The 21,093-nt window shown below is 71.7% G+C and carries 20 protein-coding genes and 1 tRNA gene; 7 read left to right on the top strand and 14 right to left on the bottom strand.

The window, feature by feature from the left end; translation table 11 throughout:
- Positions 1 to 20: 20 nt before the first annotated feature.
- Positions 21 to 554, bottom strand: coding sequence for a methylated-DNA--[protein]-cysteine S-methyltransferase (locus tag AB1K56_RS00685; protein ID WP_371204113.1), 534 nt, complete (start codon positions 552 to 554; stop codon positions 21 to 23).
- A gap of 199 nt (positions 555 to 753) precedes the next feature.
- On the opposite strand from AB1K56_RS00685, the gene AB1K56_RS00680 reads away from it, so the two are divergent.
- Positions 754 to 4,473 carry an AAA family ATPase gene (locus tag AB1K56_RS00680; protein ID WP_371204112.1) on the top strand — a complete coding sequence of 1,240 codons (3,720 nt, stop codon included), beginning with the start codon at positions 754 to 756 and terminating at the stop codon, positions 4,471 to 4,473.
- Positions 4,474 to 4,481: 8 nt separating this feature from the next.
- Positions 4,482 to 4,778, top strand: coding sequence for a hypothetical protein (locus tag AB1K56_RS00675; RefSeq protein WP_371204111.1), 297 nt, complete (start codon positions 4,482 to 4,484; stop codon positions 4,776 to 4,778).
- A 113-nt stretch (positions 4,779 to 4,891) separates the two neighbouring features.
- Here AB1K56_RS00675 and mscL read toward each other — a convergent pair whose 3' ends face one another.
- The 3 genes from mscL to AB1K56_RS00660 are packed head-to-tail and all read right to left on the bottom strand — an operon-like array spanning position 4,892 to position 6,230.
- Entirely contained in the window at positions 4,892 to 5,311 is a 420-nt protein-coding gene (mscL, locus tag AB1K56_RS00670) for a large conductance mechanosensitive channel protein MscL (protein WP_371204110.1), read from the bottom strand.
- Positions 5,312 to 5,345: 34 nt separating this feature from the next.
- Complete coding sequence (locus AB1K56_RS00665) at positions 5,346 to 5,615, bottom strand: FmdB family zinc ribbon protein (protein WP_136586585.1); 270 nt, start codon at positions 5,613 to 5,615, stop codon at positions 5,346 to 5,348.
- Between the two features lie 18 nt (positions 5,616 to 5,633).
- Entirely contained in the window at positions 5,634 to 6,230 is a 597-nt protein-coding gene (locus AB1K56_RS00660; RefSeq protein ID WP_264631787.1) for a 5-formyltetrahydrofolate cyclo-ligase, read from the bottom strand.
- 63 nt (positions 6,231 to 6,293) lie between these two features.
- On the opposite strand from AB1K56_RS00660, the gene galU reads away from it, so the two are divergent.
- The 4 genes from galU to AB1K56_RS00640 all read left to right on the top strand — a co-directional run bounded on the left by galU (position 6,294) and on the right by AB1K56_RS00640 (position 9,360).
- Positions 6,294 to 7,184 (top strand): UTP--glucose-1-phosphate uridylyltransferase GalU, encoded by an 891-nt coding sequence (gene galU, locus AB1K56_RS00655; protein ID WP_076676699.1) that lies wholly within the window; start codon positions 6,294 to 6,296, stop codon positions 7,182 to 7,184.
- Between the two features lie 14 nt (positions 7,185 to 7,198).
- Positions 7,199 to 7,822, top strand: coding sequence for a GNAT family N-acetyltransferase (locus tag AB1K56_RS00650; RefSeq protein WP_264631785.1), 624 nt, complete (start codon positions 7,199 to 7,201; stop codon positions 7,820 to 7,822).
- Between the two features lie 220 nt (positions 7,823 to 8,042).
- Entirely contained in the window at positions 8,043 to 9,116 is a 1,074-nt protein-coding gene (locus tag AB1K56_RS00645; RefSeq protein ID WP_371204109.1) for a large exoprotein, read from the top strand.
- Between the two features lie 168 nt (positions 9,117 to 9,284).
- A tRNA-Ala gene (locus tag AB1K56_RS00640) sits at positions 9,285 to 9,360 on the top strand.
- 44 nt (positions 9,361 to 9,404) lie between these two features.
- Here AB1K56_RS00640 and AB1K56_RS00635 read toward each other — a convergent pair.
- From AB1K56_RS00635 to AB1K56_RS00625, 3 genes are read right to left on the bottom strand one after another with little or no spacing between them, the layout of a single operon-like run.
- Positions 9,405 to 10,775: a sensor histidine kinase gene (locus tag AB1K56_RS00635; RefSeq protein WP_371204108.1), complete on the bottom strand. Its 1,371-nt coding sequence runs from the start codon at positions 10,773 to 10,775 to the stop codon at positions 9,405 to 9,407.
- Complete coding sequence (locus tag AB1K56_RS00630) at positions 10,772 to 11,449, bottom strand: response regulator transcription factor (RefSeq protein ID WP_371204107.1); 678 nt, start codon at positions 11,447 to 11,449, stop codon at positions 10,772 to 10,774. Before AB1K56_RS00630 ends, AB1K56_RS00635 begins: the two co-directional genes overlap by 4 nt.
- A 51-nt stretch (positions 11,450 to 11,500) precedes the next feature.
- Positions 11,501 to 12,220 carry a hypothetical protein gene (locus AB1K56_RS00625; protein ID WP_371204106.1) on the bottom strand — a complete coding sequence of 240 codons (720 nt, stop codon included), beginning with the start codon at positions 12,218 to 12,220 and terminating at the stop codon, positions 11,501 to 11,503.
- Positions 12,221 to 12,360: 140 nt separating this feature from the next.
- On the opposite strand from AB1K56_RS00625, the gene AB1K56_RS00620 reads away from it, so the two are divergent.
- Positions 12,361 to 13,116 (top strand): alpha/beta fold hydrolase, encoded by a 756-nt coding sequence (locus tag AB1K56_RS00620; protein WP_371204105.1) that lies wholly within the window; start codon positions 12,361 to 12,363, stop codon positions 13,114 to 13,116.
- A gap of 60 nt (positions 13,117 to 13,176) precedes the next feature.
- Here the strand turns inward: AB1K56_RS00620 and AB1K56_RS00615 are convergent, their stop codons facing one another.
- The 7 genes from AB1K56_RS00615 to AB1K56_RS00585 all read right to left on the bottom strand — a co-directional run bounded on the left by AB1K56_RS00615 (position 13,177) and on the right by AB1K56_RS00585 (position 21,071).
- A complete protein-coding gene (locus AB1K56_RS00615) occupies positions 13,177 to 13,614 on the bottom strand; it encodes a VOC family protein (protein ID WP_371204104.1) in 438 nt (145 codons plus the stop codon).
- Between the two features lie 71 nt (positions 13,615 to 13,685).
- Positions 13,686 to 15,272 (bottom strand): hypothetical protein, encoded by a 1,587-nt coding sequence (locus tag AB1K56_RS00610; protein ID WP_371204103.1) that lies wholly within the window; start codon positions 15,270 to 15,272, stop codon positions 13,686 to 13,688.
- Positions 15,254 to 15,997, bottom strand: coding sequence for an ABC transporter ATP-binding protein (locus tag AB1K56_RS00605; protein WP_264631888.1), 744 nt, complete (start codon positions 15,995 to 15,997; stop codon positions 15,254 to 15,256). The genes AB1K56_RS00610 and AB1K56_RS00605 overlap by 19 nt, the downstream gene beginning before the upstream one ends.
- A gap of 153 nt (positions 15,998 to 16,150) precedes the next feature.
- Positions 16,151 to 17,443, bottom strand: coding sequence for an ABC transporter permease (locus tag AB1K56_RS00600; RefSeq protein WP_371204102.1), 1,293 nt, complete (start codon positions 17,441 to 17,443; stop codon positions 16,151 to 16,153).
- Positions 17,443 to 18,306: an ABC transporter ATP-binding protein gene (locus tag AB1K56_RS00595; RefSeq protein ID WP_371204101.1), complete on the bottom strand. Its 864-nt coding sequence runs from the start codon at positions 18,304 to 18,306 to the stop codon at positions 17,443 to 17,445. Before AB1K56_RS00595 ends, AB1K56_RS00600 begins: the two co-directional genes overlap by 1 nt.
- On the bottom strand, positions 18,303 to 19,391 hold the full coding sequence (locus AB1K56_RS00590; protein WP_371204100.1) for a hypothetical protein: 1,089 nt from the start codon (positions 19,389 to 19,391) through the stop codon (positions 18,303 to 18,305). The genes AB1K56_RS00595 and AB1K56_RS00590 overlap by 4 nt, the downstream gene beginning before the upstream one ends.
- 180 nt (positions 19,392 to 19,571) lie before the next feature.
- Entirely contained in the window at positions 19,572 to 21,071 is a 1,500-nt protein-coding gene (locus AB1K56_RS00585) for an amino acid permease (protein ID WP_136586573.1), read from the bottom strand.
- Positions 21,072 to 21,093 lie beyond the last annotated feature (22 nt).

Here is a 21,093-nt window from a genome sequence, read left to right as displayed (position 1 = left end):
ACCTGCGCCCCGACCCCGGCCTATCCGGTCGCCTGCAACCTCTCGCCCCGCACGACACGGCTCTCGAGGTCGAGCAGGTACTCCTTGACCTCGGGGTGCCCGCCGTACTCGCCGATCGACCCGTCGGCGCGCACGACCCGGTGCACCGGCACCACGATCGAGAACGGACTCGAGGCGCACGCCGTGCCCACGGCGCGGGCGGCGCGCGGAGCGTCGGCCATGAGCGCCACCTCGCCGTACGAGGCGACCTCTCCATAGGGAATGTCGCGAGTCGCCTCCAGCGCCGCCCGCGTGAATCCGCGAACGAGGCGCCAGTCGAGACCGACGTCGAACGTGCGTCGCTCGCCGGCGAAGTACTCGTCGAGCTGCGCGCAGAGGGGCTCGCCGACCGCGGCACCGGGTTCGGGGACGACGCCCAGACGCTGGGAGATCTCGGCGCGCGCGAGGTCGATCCCGTCGTGCGCGACATCGAGACGCACGAGGGCGTCGTCGATGAACGTCAGCAGGATCGGACCGAGGGGACCGTCGTATTCGGTGCTCGTGACTGTGCTCATGCCCTCATCCTCTTCACGGCCGCCGGGGCCCGCTGCGCCGCGGCCTCGAGATGGGGAGGATGCCGGTCATCCGGCGCCTGGGGAGGAAGAGCCGGTGGCGCGGCGTGTCGTCGATTGTCGCGAAACTCGCCCCCGCTGCGCGCGATCCCGGACCGCCCGGCTTAGTCTGACAGGTGTGTGGCGAGCTGAGGACGGTACCGTGATCGGTGCCGACGGAGACGATTCGACGTCGTCCGTCGATCCGGGCGAGCTGCGATTGTCGGAGCCCGGCATCGTGGTCCGCCACGTCGCCGACCCCGAGCGCGATCGCATCCGCGCCGAGGCGGCCGCCCTGGGCGGGAGGTCGACGCTGCTGCGTTTCGACGACGCGCTCGACGCGGGCATCGACATCACCAAGGCGCACCCGGGCTCGCTCCCGCAGTTCATCACCGGGCGCGCGACCATGCTGTCCAACCTGTTCCGCGACGAGGTCGCGCTGCGCACCGCGCGCATGGCCGCAGACCGCATCACCGCCAAGAACGTCGAACTGCGCACCGCGCGCGGTCTCGAGCCTGTGCACCTCGCCGTGGGGCTGTCGGCGTGGAAGATCGGGGGAGTGGAGTGGTCGGCCCCCGTGCTGCTGCGCCCGCTCGCGATCCGCCGTCATCACGGCGACTTCGAGCTCAAGCTGCACGGCGCGTTCGTGATGAATCCCGAGCTCGCGCGCGCGTTCCGCACGCACCTCGGCATCCAGATCGACAGCGCCGCCCTCGCGGGCCTCGCCTACGACCAGGGCGTCTTCAAGCCGCAGCCGGTCATCGACCACATCCGCCGGTTGACCTCGCACGTCCCCACCTTCGTGGTGCACCCGCGCCTGGTCATCTCCTCGTTCGCCGACGTCGGCTCGGGCATGGCGCGCGACACCCACGACCTCGACGATCCGCTGCTGAACGCGCTCGCCGGTCACCCCGACGATCGGGCCCGCATCTCCGTCCGTCGTGACGACCCGGTCGTCGTCAGCCCCGACGAGCGCGCGCCCGCCGCAGACACGCTGCTCCTCGACGCCGACGCCGAGCAGGAGCGCGTCCTCGCGCGCATCGCCGCAGGGCACTCCCTGGCCGTGCACACGCTGCCGGGCACCGGGGGCACGCAGACGGTGATCAACGCGATCGGGCAGCTCGTGCACGACAACAAGCGGGTGCTCGTCGTCAGTGCCCGCCGCTCGACGCTCGACGGCATCCGTCACCGCCTCGCCGGCGTCGGACTCACCGGCCTCGCCGTCTCTCCCCACCACGTGCGCCGCGACCTCATCCGCGCCATCGGCCGCAACGAGAAGGCCGAGCAGCCCAAGGTCGCCGAGATCGACGACGCCCTCGTGCGCCTGCGCACCGTGCTGCGCGACTACCGCTCGGCCGTCACCGAGCCGCACCTCGCGCTGGGGGTCTCGGCGCTCGACGTGCTGCGCGCGCTGACGTCCCTGGCATCCACTTCTCCCGCCCCCTCGACCGAGGCGCGCTTCGATCTCGCGACGCTCGAGCGCCTCGCGGGCCGCCGCGACGCTGCCGCCCGCGCCCTGGCGATGGCCGCGCGACTGGGGGAGTTCCGCTTCGGCCCCGATGACTCGCCGTGGTACGGCGTGAGCTTTACGCGCACCGAAGACGCGCGCGCCGCGCACGACCTCGCCGGCAAGCTGCACGCGCACGAGGTGCCGCGGCTGCTCGAGCGCGGGTACGAGCTCATCGCGCAGACGCGCATGCGTCCGTTCCAGACGGTGTCGGAGCTGGGTGCCTACCTCAGGCTCCTGCAGGGGATCCGCGAGTCGCTCGATCGCTTCAGCCCGAGCGTGTTCGAGCGTCCGCTCGGCGAGCTGATCGACGCGCACTCGCCGCGTCGCGACGCGTCGGCGATGAGCGGCCCCAACCGCCGACGCCTCAAGCGCCTGTCGAAGGAGTACGTGCGGCCGGGTGTGCACGTGCCCGACATGTACGAGGCGCTCGTGCGCATCCAGCAGCAGCGCACCGAGTGGCAGCGCGTCGTCGAGGCGGGCGTCACCCCCGAGGTGCCGCTGGGCCTGGCCGACGTGCACGTCGCCTGGCAGCGCACCGACGCCCTGCTCGGCGAACTCGACCAGATCCTCGGTCGCCAGGGCTCCGAGCGTCTGGCGACCCTCCCCGTGCAGCGCCTCATCCGCACCCTCGCGGGACTCGCCGCCGAGTCGACCTTCTTCGACAACCTCGTCGAGCGCGCGCAGCTGCGCTCCGAGCTCGCCCGCCTGGGCCTCGAGCAGCTGCTCATCGAACTGTCGGTGCGCCACGTTCCCGAGGAGCGCGTGGGCGCCGAGCTCGAGTTCGCGTGGTGGCAGTCTGCGCTCGAGCACCTGCTGCGCACCGACCGCGCCCTCCTGGGGGCGAACACGAGCGTCGTCGACCGCCTCGAGCGCGACTTCCGCCTGGTCGACGAGGCGCACGCCGCCGCCGCCGGCCCCCTGCTCGCCGCGCAGCTGGCGACCCAGTGGCGCATCGGCATCGTCGATCACGCCGATGAGGCCGCCGCGCTCAAGCGCGCTCTCAAGGACGGTCTGCACACGGCGCAGGAGATCTCGGATGCCGCTCCCGCCCTCCTGCGCACCCTCGCGCCGGTGTGGCTCGCGTCGCCGTACGAAGTGCCCGACGTGCCGCACGACCTGGCCTTCGACGTCGTGATCATCGCGGATGCCGCGGCCCTGAGCCTCGCCGAGGCGACGCCCGCCCTGCGCCGCGCCCGGCAGGTCGTGCTGTTCGGCGACCCGGTCGTGCAGAAGCCCACGCCCTTCCGCGTGAGCGCGGCGATCGCCGCGGCCCCCGACGGTGCCGATGCCGACTCCGACGAGGTCCCGTTCGACGAGACCTCGGTCTTCGAGCGCATCGCCGAGCTGCTGCCGGTGGAGACCCTCACCCGCAGCTACCGCGCCGGGGGAGAAGACCTGTCGCAGCTCGTCAACGACGCTTTCTACGGCGGCGAGATCGTGTCGCTGCCGTGGGCGGGTTCGTACCTGGGCCGCGGGAGCCTCAGCGTCGACTACGTCGAGGGCGGTGTCGGCGCGCCCGACCCCGTCAGCGGAGCCGTCGAGAGCCCCGACGCCGAGGTCGCCCGTGTCGTCACCCTCGTCGTCGAGCACGCGGTGAACCGCGCGTCGGAGTCGCTCATGGTCGTCACGGCGAGCCGCAAGCACGCCGAGCGCGTGCGGGCCTCCGTGGTCGCGGCGCTCGCGGGGCGCTCCGACGTGGCCGAGTTCGTGTCGAGGGATGCCGCCGAGCCGTTCGCCGTGCTCACCCTCGAGGAATCCGTGGCCGAGAGCCGCGACCGCGTGGTGTTCTCGCTCGGCTTCGGTCTGACCCGCCACGGGCGCGTGCTCAGCGACTTCGGCGACCTGTCGACGCCGGACGGGGAGCGCCTGCTCACGGTCGGCATGACCCGTGCGCGCCGCTCGATGGTGATCGTGTCGTCGATCCGTCCCTCGGCGTTCGACGACGGTCGCCTCGAGCACGGCGCCGCGACGCTCATGGGCATCCTCGGCAACGTGGCCGCGCGGGGCCGCGAGAGCCGCCTCGAAGACCTCGCCGACCCGCTCACCCGCGCTCTCGCGCGCGAGCTGCGCCGTCTCGGCGTCGAGGTCGACGTCGACTACCGCGGTCTGCTCCCGCTCGTCGCCCGGCACAAGGGCAAGGCCGTCGTGGCCGAGAGCGACCCCGAGACGATCGGGGAGTCCCTGCGCGAGACGCTGCGCCTGCGGCCGCAGATCCTGCGTCGCCTCGGCTGGCACTACGTGCGCGTGCACGCGTTCGACCTCTACAGCGACCCCGCCGGAGTCGCGGCCCGCATCGCGGAACTGCTCGGGATCGCCCCCGACGACACCGCCGCGCCCGACTCCACGACCGAGCCGCTCGACCTCCCCGGCTGAGCGCCCGTATGACCGAGAATCCGGATGCCACGGTCTCCGGTGCCGCGCCGGTGAGCTCGGCGCCGTCGCCGGGCACGGACATTCCCGCGGCGGGAGCGTCGGCGGCCGAACGCGGCGACGCCTCCGACGCCCGCCAGCCGGTCGTCCGCGTGCGCGGGGCGCGGCGCGCACGGCTTATGGCCGCACCGGGGACCACGGCGGAGCCCGCCCCCGCCGATGACCCCGCGCGGGGCGCGGGCGCCCGCCCGGCGGCATCCGGACCCAACGACGAGCGCATGATTCGCGAGGTCCCTCCGCACTACTGACGCGAAGCCTCTCGGTCGATACCCCGCACGGGCCTGAGCGGGCGCCCACGCGCAACGGCGCCCGGGCCGGGAGGTCGTCCCGGCGCGGACGCCGTCTCACGCGAGAGCGCGGTTCAGAGCTTGTTCTGCCGCTCCAGCAGATCGCGGATCTGCACGAGCAGCTCCTGCTCGGTGGGGAGCGCGGGCTCCTCGGTGGCCGCCTTGTCGACTCCCGCGCGCGCAGCGGCGATGGCCTTCCACCGGTTCATCGGGTACACGAAGACCAGGTAGACGACGATCGCCACCGCGAAGAAGCTGATGATGGCGGTCAGCAGGCCACCGAGGGGGAAGACGACCTGCTGGCCGTAGATGCCCGTGATGGTGGGCCCGACCTCTCCTGTGTCATTCGGCTTGTAGAACACCTCGATCAGCGGCGTGATGACAGCGCTGACGATGGCGTTGACCACGGCGGAGAACGCCGCTCCGATGACGACCGCGACCGCGAGGTCGATGACGTTGCCTCGGAGGATGAACTCCTTGAATCCCTTGATCATGCGCTGGCTCCCCTTCTGCCGCGCCGACCCGGTCTCAGGAGGCCGAAGAGGGAGCGGACGTCTTCGTTTCCGACTTCGATGATGTCGAAGAACCCGAGGAGGCGCCACCGGACGATCCCGCGCTCGACCCGCGCGAGTCGGTGCGGTAGAACCCCGAGCCGTTGAAGGTCACGCCGATGGAGCCGTACTGCTTGCGCACCTCGCCGCCGCACTCCGGGCACTCGGTGAGGGCCGCGTCGGAGAAGGACTGCACGGCGTCGAAGCGGTGGCCGCACTGCTTGCAGGCGTAGGAGTAGGTGGGCATCGGTGTTCCTTCGGGTGGTCAGGCGGGGTGAGCGGCGATCGCGACCGTGCGCGTGGGGGTGACCACGCCCGTGACGGGCTGATCGTGCACGTCGCGGGGCACGTCGTCGACGAATTCGGAGTCGAAGATGACCGCGTACACGGGCGGGCACTTCTCCATCGAGCCGAGGGTCTTGTCGAAGTAGCCGCGGCCCCAGCCGAGCCGCATCCCGTTGCGGTCGACGGCGGCGGCCGGGATCACCAGCAGGTCGACGTCGTTGACGGCAATGGGACCCAGCACGTCGCCTACGGGCTCGGGCAGGCCGAACATGCCCTCGGTGATCTCGGTGTCGGGGGTCGCGACGCTCCAGTCGAGCAGTCCGTCCTCCCGGGTGATGGGCAGGAGCACCCGGATGCCGCGTTCCACCGCACCGGAGACGAAGGCGTGGGTACCCGGCTCGGTCGGCGTCGACAGGAAGCACGAGATGCTCCGTGCGCCCAGGCGATCGACGAGCGCGTCGAGCTGTTCTTTGACCCCGACCTCGGCCACCTCGCGCGAATGGGCGGAGACGGTCTGGCGGCGTTCGCGCAGATCGGCGCGCAGTGCGCGCTTGGCCTGCTCGATGCGATCCGGCATGCGGGTAAGTCTACGTGCGCGCGTGTTGCCGACGGTGTCGCGCGGTCCCGCTAGGGTATGGCCATGCCTCATAAGCCCTTCAAGGCCGTCATCCCGGCCGCTGGACTCGGTACTCGCTTCCTCCCGGCCACCAAGGCCATGCCCAAAGAGATGCTGCCGGTGGTCGACAAGCCCGCCATCCAGTACGTCGTCGAAGAGGCGACCGGGGCCGGCATCCAAGACGTCCTGATCATCATCGGGCGCAACAAGAACAACATCGCCAACCACTTCGACTCGATGCCCGAGCTCGAGACGAAGCTGCGCGAGAAGGGCGATCACGACAAGCTCGCCAAGGTCGAGCACTCGTCCGATCTGGCCGACGTGCACATGGTGCGACAGGGCGAGCCCAAGGGCCTCGGCCACGCGGTGCTGCGCGCGCGCAGCCACGTCGGCGACCACCCCTTCGCGGTGCTCCTCGGCGACGACCTCATCGACGAGCGCGACCCGCTGCTCGAGAAGATGATGGCCGAGTACGACAAGCGCGGCGCGACGGTCATCGCCCTCATGGAGGTCGACCCCTCGCAGATCCACCTCTACGGTGTCGCGGCCGTCGAGCCCACCGACGACGACGGCGTCGTCAAGGTCACGCAGCTCGTCGAGAAGCCCAAGGCCGAGGACGCTCCCTCGAACCTGGCCATCATCGGCCGCTACGTGCTCGGACCCGACGTGTTCGACATCCTCGAGCGCACGGAGCCCGGCAAGGGCGGCGAGATCCAGCTGACCGACGCGCTCGAAGAGCTCGCCACCGGCGGCGGCGACGGGGGCGGCGTGTACGGCGTCGTGTTCCGCGGACGCCGCTACGACACGGGCGACCGCGTGGACTACATCAAGGCCATCGTGCAGCTCGCCGCCGACCGCGACGACCTGGGCCCCGCCCTGCGTCCGTGGTTCAAGGAGTTCGCGCAGGGTCTCTGACCCGGCGGGGCGACATGGATCTATCGATCCCGAGGCGGCACGGCGAGGTGTCGATCCGTCTCATCCGCAACCGCGATGCGCGAGTGCTGCAGCAGCAGCTGATCGACAACCGCTCGTGGCTGCGCCCGTGGGAGGCCACGAGCCCCGACGGCCCCGTGTCGTTCGACATGCGGCTCGGCATCCGTCGTCTTCTGCAGCAGTACCGTGACGGCCTCGGCGTCCCCTTCGTGATGGCATGGGACGACGAGGTCGCCGGGCAGTTGAACGTCTGGGGCGTCTCCCGGGGTTCGCTCGCGTCGGCGACGATCGGCTATTGGGTGGCCGAGGAGTTCGCCGGTCGCAACATCACGACCGTCAGCGTGGCGATGGCGACCGACGTCTGCTTCACCGAGCTCAATCTGCACCGGGTCGAGATCTGCATCCGCCCCGAGAACCACGCGAGCCTGCGCGTGGTCGAGAAGCTCGGCTTCCGGTACGAGGGGCTCCGTCGCCGGTACATCCACATCGACGGCGACTGGCGCGACCACTACGCCTTCGCCCTCGTGCGCGAAGAGGTTCCGCACGGCGTGCTCGACCGCTGGTCGCGAGGGCAGGTGCCGCCCGACGCGGCGCGCATCCCGCCGGCCGACCGCATCTGAGGCCGCTCGAGCACCGACAAGGCTGTGGCGCTCCGCCCCGCTTCGCCTCGGGTCGTGTCGCCCTGTTCCGCGCCGGGGCGCGCCGAGACGGCATCCCGCTGACAACCCGTGCGCAGGATGCCGCCGTCTCGTCACCGGCGGCGCGCATTCTCGCGCCGAGACGCATTCCCGCCGATCGGACGCGACGACACGCGGGAGGATGCCGAGGTGTGATCTCTCGGTGACCTACCTTTATCCCATGGGTGGCCAGGTGCTGAGCGGCGGGGTGATCGTCTTCGTGGCGGTCGCGCTGTGGTTGGTCTATCTCCTGCCGTCGTGGCAGAGCCGGCACCGGTTCACCTCCGCCGAACGCAACGCCGTGCGCCTCAACCAGGCCCTCCGCGTGCTCGCGGAAACCGCCGAGACGCCGCGCGAGGTCCACCTCGAACTGACCGCCCGCACCGCGCACCAGCAGCACAAGCTCGCGCGGCAGGTGCAGGCGCAGCAGGCGCAGGCCGAACTGGCCGCCGCCAAGGCGCGCCTCGAGGTCGCGAAGCTCGAGAGCGCCCGCGACCGCGACGTCGTGAAGGAGCAGCGCGCGGCGGCGATCGAGCTGGCGCGCGCCGAGCGCGCCGCGGCGGTCGAGGTCGCTCGGGCCGAGCGCGCCGCCGCCCTCGAGAAGACGCGTGCCGAGCGCGCCGAGGCCGTGGAACGCGCGAGAGCCGTTCAGGCCGCGGCCGTCGCCGTCCCCGCCGCGCGGCGGGCGCGCGTGCGTCGCCGCTTTCGTCTCGTCGTGTCCGTCGCGCTGCTGGCCGGGCTGATCTCCTTCGGGTTCGGCGCCGTGCAGGTCGTCGGCGGTGCGTCGCCTGTGCTCCTCGCGAGCGGAGCGGCCATCGTGCTGGCATCCCTTCTCATCCTGCGTCGGATCTCGGTCGTCGCCTCTCGCACCGCGACGCGCCCGGTCGAGGTGACGGTGCGCCACGCGGTGGCCGAGGTGCAGGACGTCGCCCTCGTGCCCGAACCGCGCCCGACCTGGACGCCTCGCGAGCTCCCGCGCCCACTCGTGGCGTCGGTGGGGTCGCGCGCCGCCGCGGCGGTCGACGAGCAGCTCGCGCGCGAGGCACTGCGCGCCGCCGCCCGCGAGGAGGCCGCCCGCCAGATCGCGGCCGAGCAGGCTCCCACGCCGATCGAGACGGCACGTCCGGTCGCTGCCGCCCCCGTCGCCTCCCCGTGGGCGACCATGGGCTACGTCGACGACAGCGAGATCGAGAACCACGTCCAGCGGCTCCTGGCGCGTCGCGCGTCGGGGGAGTGAGCCCCGTCCGCGTCGACGGATCGGATGCCGCGAGGGCCTCGCTCAACAGGCATGCGTTCAGCGGCATGTCCATAACCGTCCCGCGCCCGCGGTCGCGCAGCGGCGCGCCCGGGATACGGCCCGCGTCAGGTGACGCGCATGTGACGTGATAGTGTTTACGAGGTTTCCGGGCCTGTGGCGCAGTTGGTAGCGCGCCTCGTTCGCATCGAGGAGGTCAGGGGTTCGAATCCCCTCAGGTCCACCACTCACGAAGGCGCCGCACCCCGCTCGGGGGCGGCGCCTTCGTCGTCACTCCGGTCCTGCGCCCTCGGATCCGCGGATCGCGGCCGGGAGGGCGATGCGGAAGACGGTGCCGCCGTGAGCGCCCGCGTGGGCGGAGATGCGACCGCCCAGGCGCTCGGTCAGCCGCGCGGCGATCGAGAGGCCGAGGCCCGAGCCCACGCGGCGCACGTCGCGGTAGCGGTCGCGGAGAACGCCCCGCTCGAAGGCGTGGGCGAGGTCGTCGTCGGACAGCCCGGGGCCGGTGTCGGCCACCGAGATCACCGCCCCGTCCGCGTCGGCGACGACGTCGAGGCGGATGCGGGTTCCCGCGGCGCTCACGCGCAGGGCGTTCTCGACGAGGCCGTCCACCACCTGCCGTACGCGCAGCGGGTCGTTGATGACAGCGGCATCCGCTCCGGCGTCGACGACCACCGCGACCCCGGCAGTGTCCGCGGCCGCCCTCCAGGCCGCCTCCGCGTCCGCGAGCAGAGCGCGCAGCTCGACGTCGCGCGGCCGGATCGGGAAGTCGTCGGCCTCGAGGCGGGCCAGGGCCAGCAGGTCGTCGGTGAAGGCGGACAGCCGCGCGGCCTCGGCATCCAGGGTCTCCCCGACCTCGGCCAGACGTGACGGGGGGACGAGTCCGTCGCGCAACGCCGAGGCGTAGCCCCGGATGGCGGTCATCGGCGTGCGCAGCTCGTGGGAGACGGAGAGGAGGAATTCCCGTTGGCGCGACTCGGAGTGGGCGAGCGCGGCACCGACCGCCTCGAGAGAGCGCTCGACGTCGCGGATCTCGTCGACCGGACTCGCGGTGAAGACGATACGGCGGTCGCCCCCGGCGATGCGGCGCGCGGCCGCGGCCAGCCCGGCGAGCGGGCGGGACAGACGGCGGCTCGCGATGAGCGCCGCCACCGCCGCCGCGGCGAATCCGATCGCGAGGGCGAGACCGACGCGTGCGAGGATGTCGACACCGAGCGACCGCACGCGACGCAGATCCTGCGCGACGACCACCGCACCCCCACCGGCGACGGGGCGCGCCTCCACCGCGAAGGCTGCGCGGTCGCGGTGGACGGTGGTCGACACATCCGCCCCGGCCGTGACCTGCTCGCGCACCTGCGCGTCGACGAGGGACGCGGCCGATCCGTGGACGCTCCCATCGGGGTCGACGAGAGCGACGAGGGCGTCGGGGTCGCTGAGGGCGGACAGGCCCGCGACGACGGCGTTCCGGGCGTCGGCGGAGGCCGCGGCGAGGCGGTCGGCCTGAGTGGCCACGGCTGCCCGCGCCGCGGAGACATCGACGGCCTGCAGGAGGGGCAGGGCGGCGGCCGCGGTCGCGACGACGGCCACCACCGCCACGAGCATCGTCGTGCGCGTGATGATGCGCCGCAGCGGGCCCTTCACGCGTCGATGGCGTAGCCGACGCCGCGGATCGTGCGGATGCGGTCGGGCGCCCCGAGCTTCGCGCGCACCTGGGCGATGTGGGTGTCGACGGTGCGGGTTCCCGAGTAGTCCGCAACGCCCCACACCTCCGACAGCAGCTGCGTGCGGGAGAACACCTGGCCGGGGCGACGCATGAGCTGGGCCAGCAGGTCGAACTCCGTGGCGGTCAGCTCGACCGGGCGACCCTCGACGCGAACGGTGCGCCGCACGGCGTCCAGCTCGCAGGTGCCCACCGTCAGCAGGTCCGACGATGCCGTCACGCGGGAGCGGCGCACGAGGGCCTTCACGCGCGCGACGAGCTCGCGCGGTGAGGCCGGCTTGGTGAGGTAGTCGTCGCCGCCGAGCTCGAGCCCCAGGATGCGATCGACCTCGGCGTCGCGGGCGGTGGAGAACAGCACGGGCGTCCAGTCGCCCGCCTCGCGCAGGCGCCGAACGAGCTCGATGCCGTCGATCCCGGGGAGTCCGATGTCGACGACGGCGGCCACGGGGCGGAGTCGCGTGATGTCGAGCAGGCCCGAGCTCCCGTCCCGGGAAAGGTGCACGCCGAAGCCCGCCTCTGCGAGGTAGAGGCGGGCGACGTCGGCGAGAGAGGGTTCGTCTTCGACGACCACTACGAGGCCGCGGTCCTGCGTCATGGGCACAGGGTGGGCGACTGTGCAGCAGCGGGCTGTGAGGGCGGCCGGTGCTCACTTCAGGGCGGCGCGTACCGTTTTGGCGTCGCTCGTGGCGGTCGACACGGCGGTACGCACGCCCGCGAGCTGGTCGTGCACGTGCGACAGCGCCGTCGGGTCGGCCTTCACGGCATCCGGCGACAGGGCGAGCGCGGCGGAGGCGAGGCCGTCGACGTCGGACTGCGCCGTCGAGATCTGCGTCTCGAGGTCGGTGAGAGCGGCGGTCGCCGCGGGCGTGCTCTTGTCGGCGTGCGCGGTCAGGGCGGCCGACAGCTTCTTCTGCTCGGCCTCGAGGCGGGGGAGCGTCACCGAGGTGACGCGGTCCGCGGTCGCGGCGGCGCGCACCTGGGGCAGGGCGACCTCCCGCACGCGGAACGCGTCGGCGGCCGTCCGCACGGCGTCGCGCACCTGCGACACCGACGTCGCCGCCGCGATCGTCGTCTGGAGCGTGCGGATGCCGTCGAGATCGTCGTTCTCGATGGCGAGGGCCTTCGCGCGGTCGGCGTCGTCGAGGTGGGTGTCGGCGGTCGTGCGGGATATCTGCGCGGTGAGGGCGTCGATCCAGCGGGTGGCCGTGTCGGTCGCGCGCGACTGGGCCGTGGCCAGATCCACGCGCGGGTGGGCGGAGGCGCCGGGCGCCGGGGTCGCCGCCGAGGCCGCGGCCGGGACGGCGACGGCTGCGGCAAGGGCGAGGGCGGTGACGGCGATCGGGGCGAGGAAGGAAGAGGTTCTCATGCGTCCACTGTCGGTCGTGGATGTGGCCGGTCCGTCAGGCGATTGTGCGGATCGTGTCAGGATCACCGTGCCCGTGCGCGAGCTGTCCCGCTAGGCTCTCGCTCACCCCGATCGCCCGAGCACGAAAGCCGCGCTGCGCCATGATCCTCGCCCATGACATCTCCGGTTCCGGTCCGCTCCTCGTGCTCGTGCACGGCATCACCGAGGACCGTCGCAGTTGGGACCCCGTCGATCTCACGGCATCCTTCACCGTCGTCCGCGTCGACGTGCGCGGCCACGGCGCGTCGCAGGTGGCGGAGCCCTACGACATCCCGACCCTCGCGTCCGACGTCCACGACACCGTCGTGCGGCTGCAGGAGCAGGGCCTCGTCCCCGACGGCCCGCCGGTCGTCGTCGGTCACTCGATGGGCGGCATCGTCGCGACGGCGTACGGAGCGCTCTTCCCCGCTCGCGCGATCGTGAACGTCGACCAGCCGCTGCACCTGGCCGGGATGCAGCAGCAGATCCAACAGGCCGAGGCCATGCTGCGCGGCGAGCAGTTCCCGTTGTTCATCCACGGCATGTTCGCGCAGATGGCGGGAGGATTGGATGCCGCAGAACTCGACCGCGTGAATGCCATCCGCGCTCCGAAACAGGACGTCGTCCTGGGGATGTGGCGTCCCCTGCTCGACGACGCGCCCGAGGACCTGTCAGCGCTGGTGGATCGGCTCACGGCGGTGCCGTCCGACGTGCCCTACCTCGTCATCACCGGACTCGACGCGGGTCCCGAGTACGCGGCGTGGCTGCAGGATGCCATCCCGCACACCGTCCACGAGGTGTGGCAGCCACCGACCCACTACCCGCACCTTGTCGACCCCGCGCGCTTCGTCGCTCGCGTCGAGGCGTTCGCGGGCTGAGCGCCACTCCGCTGGATCCCGACGAGGCGGGAGAGCCCGGCGGGGGATCGCGCGGTCGGGTCAGTCCGCCGCGGCGCCCTCGGCCCAGCCGCCCGGCGCCGCGACGTTGAACATCCACGCCACGCCCCACGGATCGACGACCTCGCCGTAGAAGTCGCCCCACACCTGCTTCTCGAGCGCCTGCGTCACCTCGGCGCCGCGTTCGACGAAGCGGTCGTAGAAGCCGCGCACCCGGTCGAACTCGTCGCTCATGAACGCGGCGTGCGTGCGACTCGCGCCCCACCCCTGCGCGGGCTCGTCGAAGCCGTCGGCACCCATCACCGTGAACCCCTCGGCGCGCAGCTCCGAATGCATCACGCCGTCGGCGGGGGCGTCGGGGATGCCGAAGTCGGAGAACGTGTTGATCGTCAACTCGCCGCCGAAGACCGACTGGTAGAAGGTCATCGCCTCACGGGCGGCGCCGGCGAACGAGATGTAGACGACGAGCGAGGTGGCCATGCGGCATCCCTTCTGCGACGACACGGATCGGCGCCCACGTTAGTCCCGGGCGGGGGAGAGGGGAAAGGCCCTCACGCCCCCCGGAACGTCCGCAGCTGGGCGAGCAGCCGCGGGGCGCTCGCGTCGAAGGTCCGGCCGCCCACGACGACGCCGACCACGAAGACCGCGACACCCCAGACGGATCCGATGCCGAGGGCGAGCCACCCCGCGGTCAAGGAGCCCGTGACGGTGGAGATGATCGCGGGGACCACCGCCGGCAGCGACACCACCGCGACCAGGCCCCAGCAGAGCAGGAACGCCAGGAACATCGAGAACGTCGATCCCGGCACCCGCTTGAACGGCGAGTCGCCCGGGGCAGGGGTGGGGACGACGAGGAGCGCGGAGCTGACGGCGCTGACACCGAGGCCGACCAGGGTCAGCGCGAGCGAGGCACCGAGAACCGCCGGCAGAAGATCCCACCGCCCGGCGATGGCGACGGTGGCGACGTCGATGATCAGCACGAGCGGAACGCTGACGGTCGCCGCGCCCAGCATGCGACCGAGGCGGTCGTCTCGCCCTCTGATTCCCGTCTGCAGCACCGTCGCGAACGCCGTGCCGTCGTACGAGACGTCGGTGTACGCCAGGACGCCCGCGAAGAAGCCCACCAGCAGCCCCGACAGCGCGAACAAGGACCCCGACGTGTGGCCACCGGAGTACACGAGCATCAACACCGGTATGACCGGCGGGATCAGCAGCTGCCGCAGGTAGCGCATGTCCCGCGTCCACGACGTCAGCGATCGCGCCCACGTCGCGCCGACGGGGGTGGAGGGCATGACGCCGAACCACCCGAGCGATCCGCGGCGGCTCCGCGCCGCGGATCGGGAGGGCGGAGCGACGACGGATGCCGACAGGCTCCGCCACCACAGGAACCACAGCAACGCCAGGGTGGCCACGGCGATGAGCAGGCGGAGGGCGCCCGTGAGCCACGCCCCGGTGGCGAGGTCGCCGGGCACGGCCCAGGCGGCGCCGATCGGCGTCCACGACAGGGCGTCGACGATGCTCTGCAGTTGCACTCCCTGGTCGGTGGCGGCGCGTAGGGCGTTCATGACGCCGATCAGGAGCGGACTCGCGAAGATCAGCGCGAGGAAGCCGACGAGTCCCACGATCTCGCGCGTGCGACGCCCGCCGCCCAGCCCTCCGGCCAGTGCGGCGACCGCCCGCGACGCGACGACGCAGATGAGCACGCCGAGCGGCACGCACACGACCGCCGCGATCGCGGCCACCGGCTCGCGCGCCCACACCAGGAACGTCGCGAGCGCGCCGAGCGAGGTGGCGATGCCGGGCACGCCGGTGACGCCGCCGGCGGTGATGGCGACCATCATCTGCCGCGTCGTCATCGGGAACGGCGCGAGCTTCGCCGGGTCCAGGGTGGTGTCGATTCCCGCGGCGAACACCGGTCCGATGACCCAGCCGAGCGTGAGCAGGGCGCCCGCGGCCGTCACGGCGGCGCGCGCGATGTCGAAGTCGAGGGTGCCGACGAAGAACAGTCCGACGCCCGCGAGGAGGAGCATCCAGAGCGCCCCGAGCACGCCGAGGATGAAGCCGACCAGCTGCATCGGGCTCCGCATGAGGGTGTTGCCCAGCACGCGGAAGCGGATCCTCAGGACTGTCGCAACCACTGCGGCCCCTCCGAGTGGTGGCGACCGCCCACGAGGTCGACGAAGCGATCCTGCAGCGTCTGCGTGCCCCGCACCTCGTCGACGGTCCCGGATGCCAGGAGCCGGCCTTGCGCGATGACGGCGACGTGATCGCACATGCGCTGGACCAGATCCATCGAGTGGCTCGACACGATGACCGTGCCGCCCGACGCGGTGTACCCGCGCAGGATGTCCTCGATGTTCGCCGCCGACACGGGGTCGACCGACTCGAAGGGTTCGTCGAGAACGAGCAGACGGGGCGCGTGCACCAGGGCGCACGCCAGGGCGACCTTCTTCGTCATGCCCGCGGAGTAGTCGACGACGGGGGTACCGGCGGCCTCGCCGAGGTCCATGATGCGCAGGAGGTCGGCCGTGCGCGAGGCGACCTCGTCGCGATCCAGACCGAACATCATGCCGGTGTAGGTCACCAGCTGCTCGCCGGTGAGCCGATCGAACAGGCGCACGCCGTCGGCGAGGTTGCCGATGAGGCGTTTCGCCTCGACGGGCTGCGCCCACACGTCGACGCCGTGGATGAGGGCGCTCCCGGCATCGGGGCGCAGCAGGCCCGTGGCCATCGACAGCGTCGTGGTCTTGCCCGCGCCGTTCGGTCCGACGAGTCCGTAGAACGACCCGGTCGGCACGGTCAGATCGAGACCGGCGACCGCGGTCTTCTCCCCGAAGCGCTTCACGAGTCCGGCGAGTCGCATCGCGGGCGGTCCGTCGCCCGTCGACGCGGGGACCACGGCATCCGGCAGCACGGTCGGCGGCACCGCCGCCGGGGTCTCACGGGAAGAATCGGTCACGTTCTCGAACCTCTCTCTGCGGGCGATCGCCCGCGGGTGTGTGCCGGATCCTGCTCGTCAGTATCGGATGGCGTCGATGACCTTGACGCGGACGGCGACGAGGGCCGGGAGCAGACCGGCGATCGCCCCGACCACCGTCGCGGCGACGAGGCCGGTGACGGCGGCGTCCACCGGGAACGGCGGGAAGTCCGTGACCATGCCCTGGCCGATGACCTCGCGCACGATAGGGGACTGCACGACGAGGATCGACACGATCACCCCCGCGGCCCCCGCGACGACCGTGGCGACGACGCTCTCGAGCATGACGGCGAAGAAGACGCGGCTGGCCGTCGCCCCGAAACTCCGGCGGATGCCGATCTCGCGTACGCGCTGCTTGACGGTCACGAGGGCGATGTTCACCAGGCCCAGCGCCCCGAGCAGCAGCACGAGCACCGCGATGCCGATGACGACCATCTTCGTCACGAGGAACGGGTCGTCGCCGTAGGTGGCCCAGTCGCGCCGGTCGGCGGTCACCTCGACACCGGCGCCGAGAGCCGCGCGCAGGTCGCGCTTGACGACCTCGGTGAGCTGGTCGGCGATCTCGGGCGGGACCCACATCTCGTACTGCGGCATGCTCGGCCCGCCGTAGGGGTCGTTCGGCGAGGCCGCGGCCTCACCGCGTTCCCCGGCCGTCGCCTTCTGCATCGCCTGCAGCTGGTCGTTGAGCATGAACATGGTGGGTTCGGTCTCCCACGACGCCACCGGAGTCACCCCCACGACGACGGCGCGCACCCCGCCGGAGGGGATGCCGGACGCGGCGTTCGGCACGCCCTGCCCGCCGAGCGCGACGACCGGGTGGGTCTCGAGCGGAGGGCGGCCCATGCGGTCCCAGAAGATCTCGCTCACGATGATGCGCGGCGCGAGCTGCTGGGCGTCGAGATCGGTGAACCACTCGCCCTCGCTGATCTGCACGCGGTGCATCTCGCCGTAGGGCTGATCGACCGCCTGGGTCGCGACCTGCACGATGCCGTCGGGGAAGGGGACGGCCTGCTGGAGCGGGAGCGCGCGGCTGGCGTACGTGATGCCGTAGCGCTCGACGACCTCGTTCCAGGCCGCGTCGATCTGGGGCGCCGTGAGCTCACCGCCGTCGGTGCGGTAGGCCGAGACCGACAGGCTCGCCGGGCGTCCGGACTGCCGTTCGCTCAGCTCCTGGGTGGCCTGCTGCACGATCGCGCCGAGGGCGACCACCGTGGTGAGGGAGCACACCGCGACGGCGACTCCCACGAGCGACAGCAGCACGCGCGTGCGGTGCACCCGCACCTCCTGCCACGCCTCGAGGAGGGCTCCGACCATCGAAGTGACGGCGCCCATCAGCCCTGACCCTCCCGCTCTCGATCAGCGGGGCCCGCCGGGCGGTCCTCGTCCTCGAGGGTCGCGGTGGCCCCGCCGAGACCCAGAAGAGCGAGTCCGTCGTCGGCCGCGGTCGCGGCATCCGCCGACGCCGGAGCCATCTCGCGTCGGCCGCGACGCGTGAGCGGCTCGAGGGTCGGATCGTCGACGGGCGTCAGCACGCCGCGGTCGAGGCGGAAGTGACGGCGCGCGCGCCGGGCGATGGTCGGGTCGTGCGTGATGATCACCTGCGCGGCGCCGGTCCGCTCGGCGACCTCGTCGATGAGCTCCATGACGCTCTGCCCGGTGTCGAGGTCGAGGGCGCCCGTCGGCTCGTCGGCCAGGATCAGCCGCGGCCCCCGCACGAGGGACCGCGCGATCGCGACGCGCTGCTGCTCGCCGCCCGACAGACGGTCGGGCATGCTGTGCAGGCGGTGCTCGAGGCCGACGAGCGCGAGCATCTCGGTCGCGATCTTCGTACGGCGCCAGAACGTGCGCCCCGACGCGTAGAGCAGCGGCATCGTGACGTTCTCGAGCGCCGTGCGCCCCGGCAGCAGGTTGAACTGCTGGAAGACGAACCCGATCGCGGCGCCGCGCAGGCGGTCGCGCTGCGCCGCCGAGTACGACCGCACGGGGCGGTCGTCGAAGAGGATCTCCCCGCTGGTGGGCAGATCGAGCAGACCGAGCATGTTCAGCAGGGTCGACTTTCCCGAGCCCGACCGCCCCACGATCGACACGTGGTCGCCGGGTTCGATCTGCAGGTCGATCCCGTTGAGGATCGTCAGAGCGGGCTGGTCCTGCGGGATCACCGTGCGGGTGACCTCGCGCAGCGAGAGCAGGCTCATCCGGCCGTGGCCGCTTCGCAGTACATCGACCCGTCCGGATAGGTCGTGCAGCCGTCGTTCGCCGGCGCCATCGCCCCGGGCGCGAACTCCAGGAGCTGATCGCCCTCGGCCACCCCCTGCGTGATCTGCACCTGCGTGCCGTCGGTCAGACCGAGCGCCACCGGGCGCTCCTCGGTCGTGCCGTCGGCATTCATGATCCACACGGTGCCGCTCTGGGCGGCGCCGCGCACGGCGGTCGTCGGGACGACGAGCACGTTCTCGGCCCGCCCGCCGGCGATGGTCATCTCGGCGGCCAGTCCCGAGAACACCGTCACGTCCGACGGAACGGTGCAGGTCGCCGTCGTGCCCGAGCCGGAGCCCGCACCCCCCGAGCCGCTGACCGCTCCGCCCGCGGCGGTCGAGCTCTCGGACGCGTCACCGCCGCTGCCGGCGAGGGGAGTGGTGATGCGCAGGTTGCCGCACGTGAAGGCAGCCGGACCGCCGGTGATCGTCACCGTCGCCTCGGTGGGCCGGTCGAGCAGGCGGTACTGCTGCGCCGGCTCGAGGGTCCCGCTCACCGAGAAGGTCGGCGGAGCCACCGCACCCGCCGCCATCCCGATCGTGACCTCCTGGCCCGAGATGACCGAGAGCGAACTCAGGATGCCGCCCGCCGGCGCCGTGACGTCCTGATAGCGGAAGATCGCCGGCTTGGGTTTGCCCTCGGCATCCACGCTGTCAGCGGGATCGCGCTCGATCGGGACCTTGACGTCGAAGACCACGTCGCCCTGAGCGACCGTCGCGCCCTGCGCGATGAAGATCTTGTTCACGGTGCCCGCGGCGGTCGACTTCATCGCCACGGCCGGGTCGGCGGCCACGGTGGCCGAGACGACGACGTCGTTGGTGATGGTGCCCAGGGCCGCGACCGTCGTCGGTTCCACGATGCTGCCCGTCGGCATCGCGGGAGACGCATCGACGGGGCGATCGGGGAAGAACGCCAGCTTGATCAAGGCCGCCGCCACCACGGCGACGAGAAGGATACGCAGAATCGGAAAGACCCACGTGCGTGCGATCCCCATGAAACCCCCCGGAACGGAAATCGTCGTCATCGAACATCCCCACCCTAGGGGGGTGCGCGTCGCGACGACGGCCGGTTCGGCCCGCGCGCTCGGGAAATCATCCTCGGGGATGACGCGCACGGCATCCGTCGTCCTCCCCGCGGCGGAGAACGACGGATGCCGCGGCCCGACCGTTCGAGACGGGGGCCGCGGCATCCGCGGGGCGAGGGGTCAGTCCTTCGGCGGGGCCACCACGCGCGGGGTCGTCGGATCGAGCGGGGCGCCGGTGGCCAGTCGCGCGTGGCTGCGCGAGTAGGCGAAATAGATCGCGAAACCGAGGGCGAGCCAGATGAGGAAGCGCAGCCAGGTCTCGACCGAGAGGTTGAGCATCAGGTAAGTGCAGATGAGGGCCGACAGGATCGGCAGCACCGGGCTGAACGGCACGCGGAAGCCGCGCTTGAGGTCGGGACGCTTGCGCCGCAGCACGATCACGCCGATAGAGACGAGCACGAACGCCGACAGCGTGCCGATGTTGACCATCTCTTCGAGGACGCCGATGGGGGTGAGCCCGGCGACGATCGCCACGATGACCGTGACGATGATCGAGATGACCCAGGGGGTGCGGAAGCGCGGGTGCACCTTGGCGAGTCCGCCGGGGAGCAGGCGGTCGCGCGACATCGCGAAGATGATGCGCGTGGCGCCGATGAGCAGCGTCAGCACGACGGTCGTCAGACCCGCCACCGCGCCGGCGGCGATGACCGTGGCCATCCAGGTCTGCCCGTGGAAGGCGAACGCGTTCGCGAGGGCCGCCGACGGGTTGAGGTCGGAGTAGGGGACCATGCCGGTCACCACGACCGCGACGGCGCAGTAGAGGATCGTGCAGATCACGAGCGACGCGATGATGCCGATCGGCAGGTCGCGCTGGGGCCGCTTGGTCTCCTCGGCGGTGGTGGCCACGACGTCGAAGCCGATGTAGGCGAAGAACACCAGGGCCGCACCTGCGAGGATGCCGCCGACGCCGAAAGTCGCGGGCTCGAGTCCGGAGAGGAACTGCAGCAGCGGCTGCGTGAGGCCGGAGGCCGATTCGGTGGGCACCGAGTCGGGCACGAAGGGGCTGTAGTTGGCCGGGTTGATGAACATGATGCCCGCGATGATCACGAACAGCACGATGAACAGCTTCACGGCCACGAGCACGAGGTTGACGCGCAGCGACTCCTTGATGCCGAGGGTCATCAACCCGCCGAGCACGAGGACGAGCAGGATCGCCGGCAGGTCGACGACTCCGCCGTACGAGATCGCGGCGGGGAGGGTGATGCCGATCTGCTCGAGGAACGTGCCCAGATAGGCGCTCCACCCCTGGGCCACGACGCTCGCGCCCAGGAACATCTCGAGGATGAGGTCCCATCCGATGATCCAGGCGAACAGTTCGCCGAGGGAGGCGTACGAGAACGTGTACGCCGAGCCCGAGACCGGGACGGTCGAGGCGAACTCCGCGTAGCACATGGCCGCGAGACCGCACGCGATCGCGGCGATGATGAAGCTGATGACGACGGCGGGTCCGGCGACGTCGTGGGCGGCGCGACCGGTGAGGGTGAAGATGCCCGCGCCGATCACGACGCCGACGCCGAAGACGGTCAGATCGACCGCGCTGAGGGACTTCTTGAGCCGGAACTCCGGCTCATCGGTGTCGGCGATGGACTGCTCCACCGACTTGGTACGGAAAAGGCTCACGCGACGCTTCCCTGTCTCGACG

The organism is Microbacterium sp. BWR-S6Y (genome assembly GCF_041379845.1).
Classification (GTDB): Bacteria; Actinomycetota; Actinomycetes; order Actinomycetales; family Microbacteriaceae; genus Microbacterium; species Microbacterium hydrothermale.
This window is presented reverse-complemented; position numbering and strand designations above follow the sequence as displayed.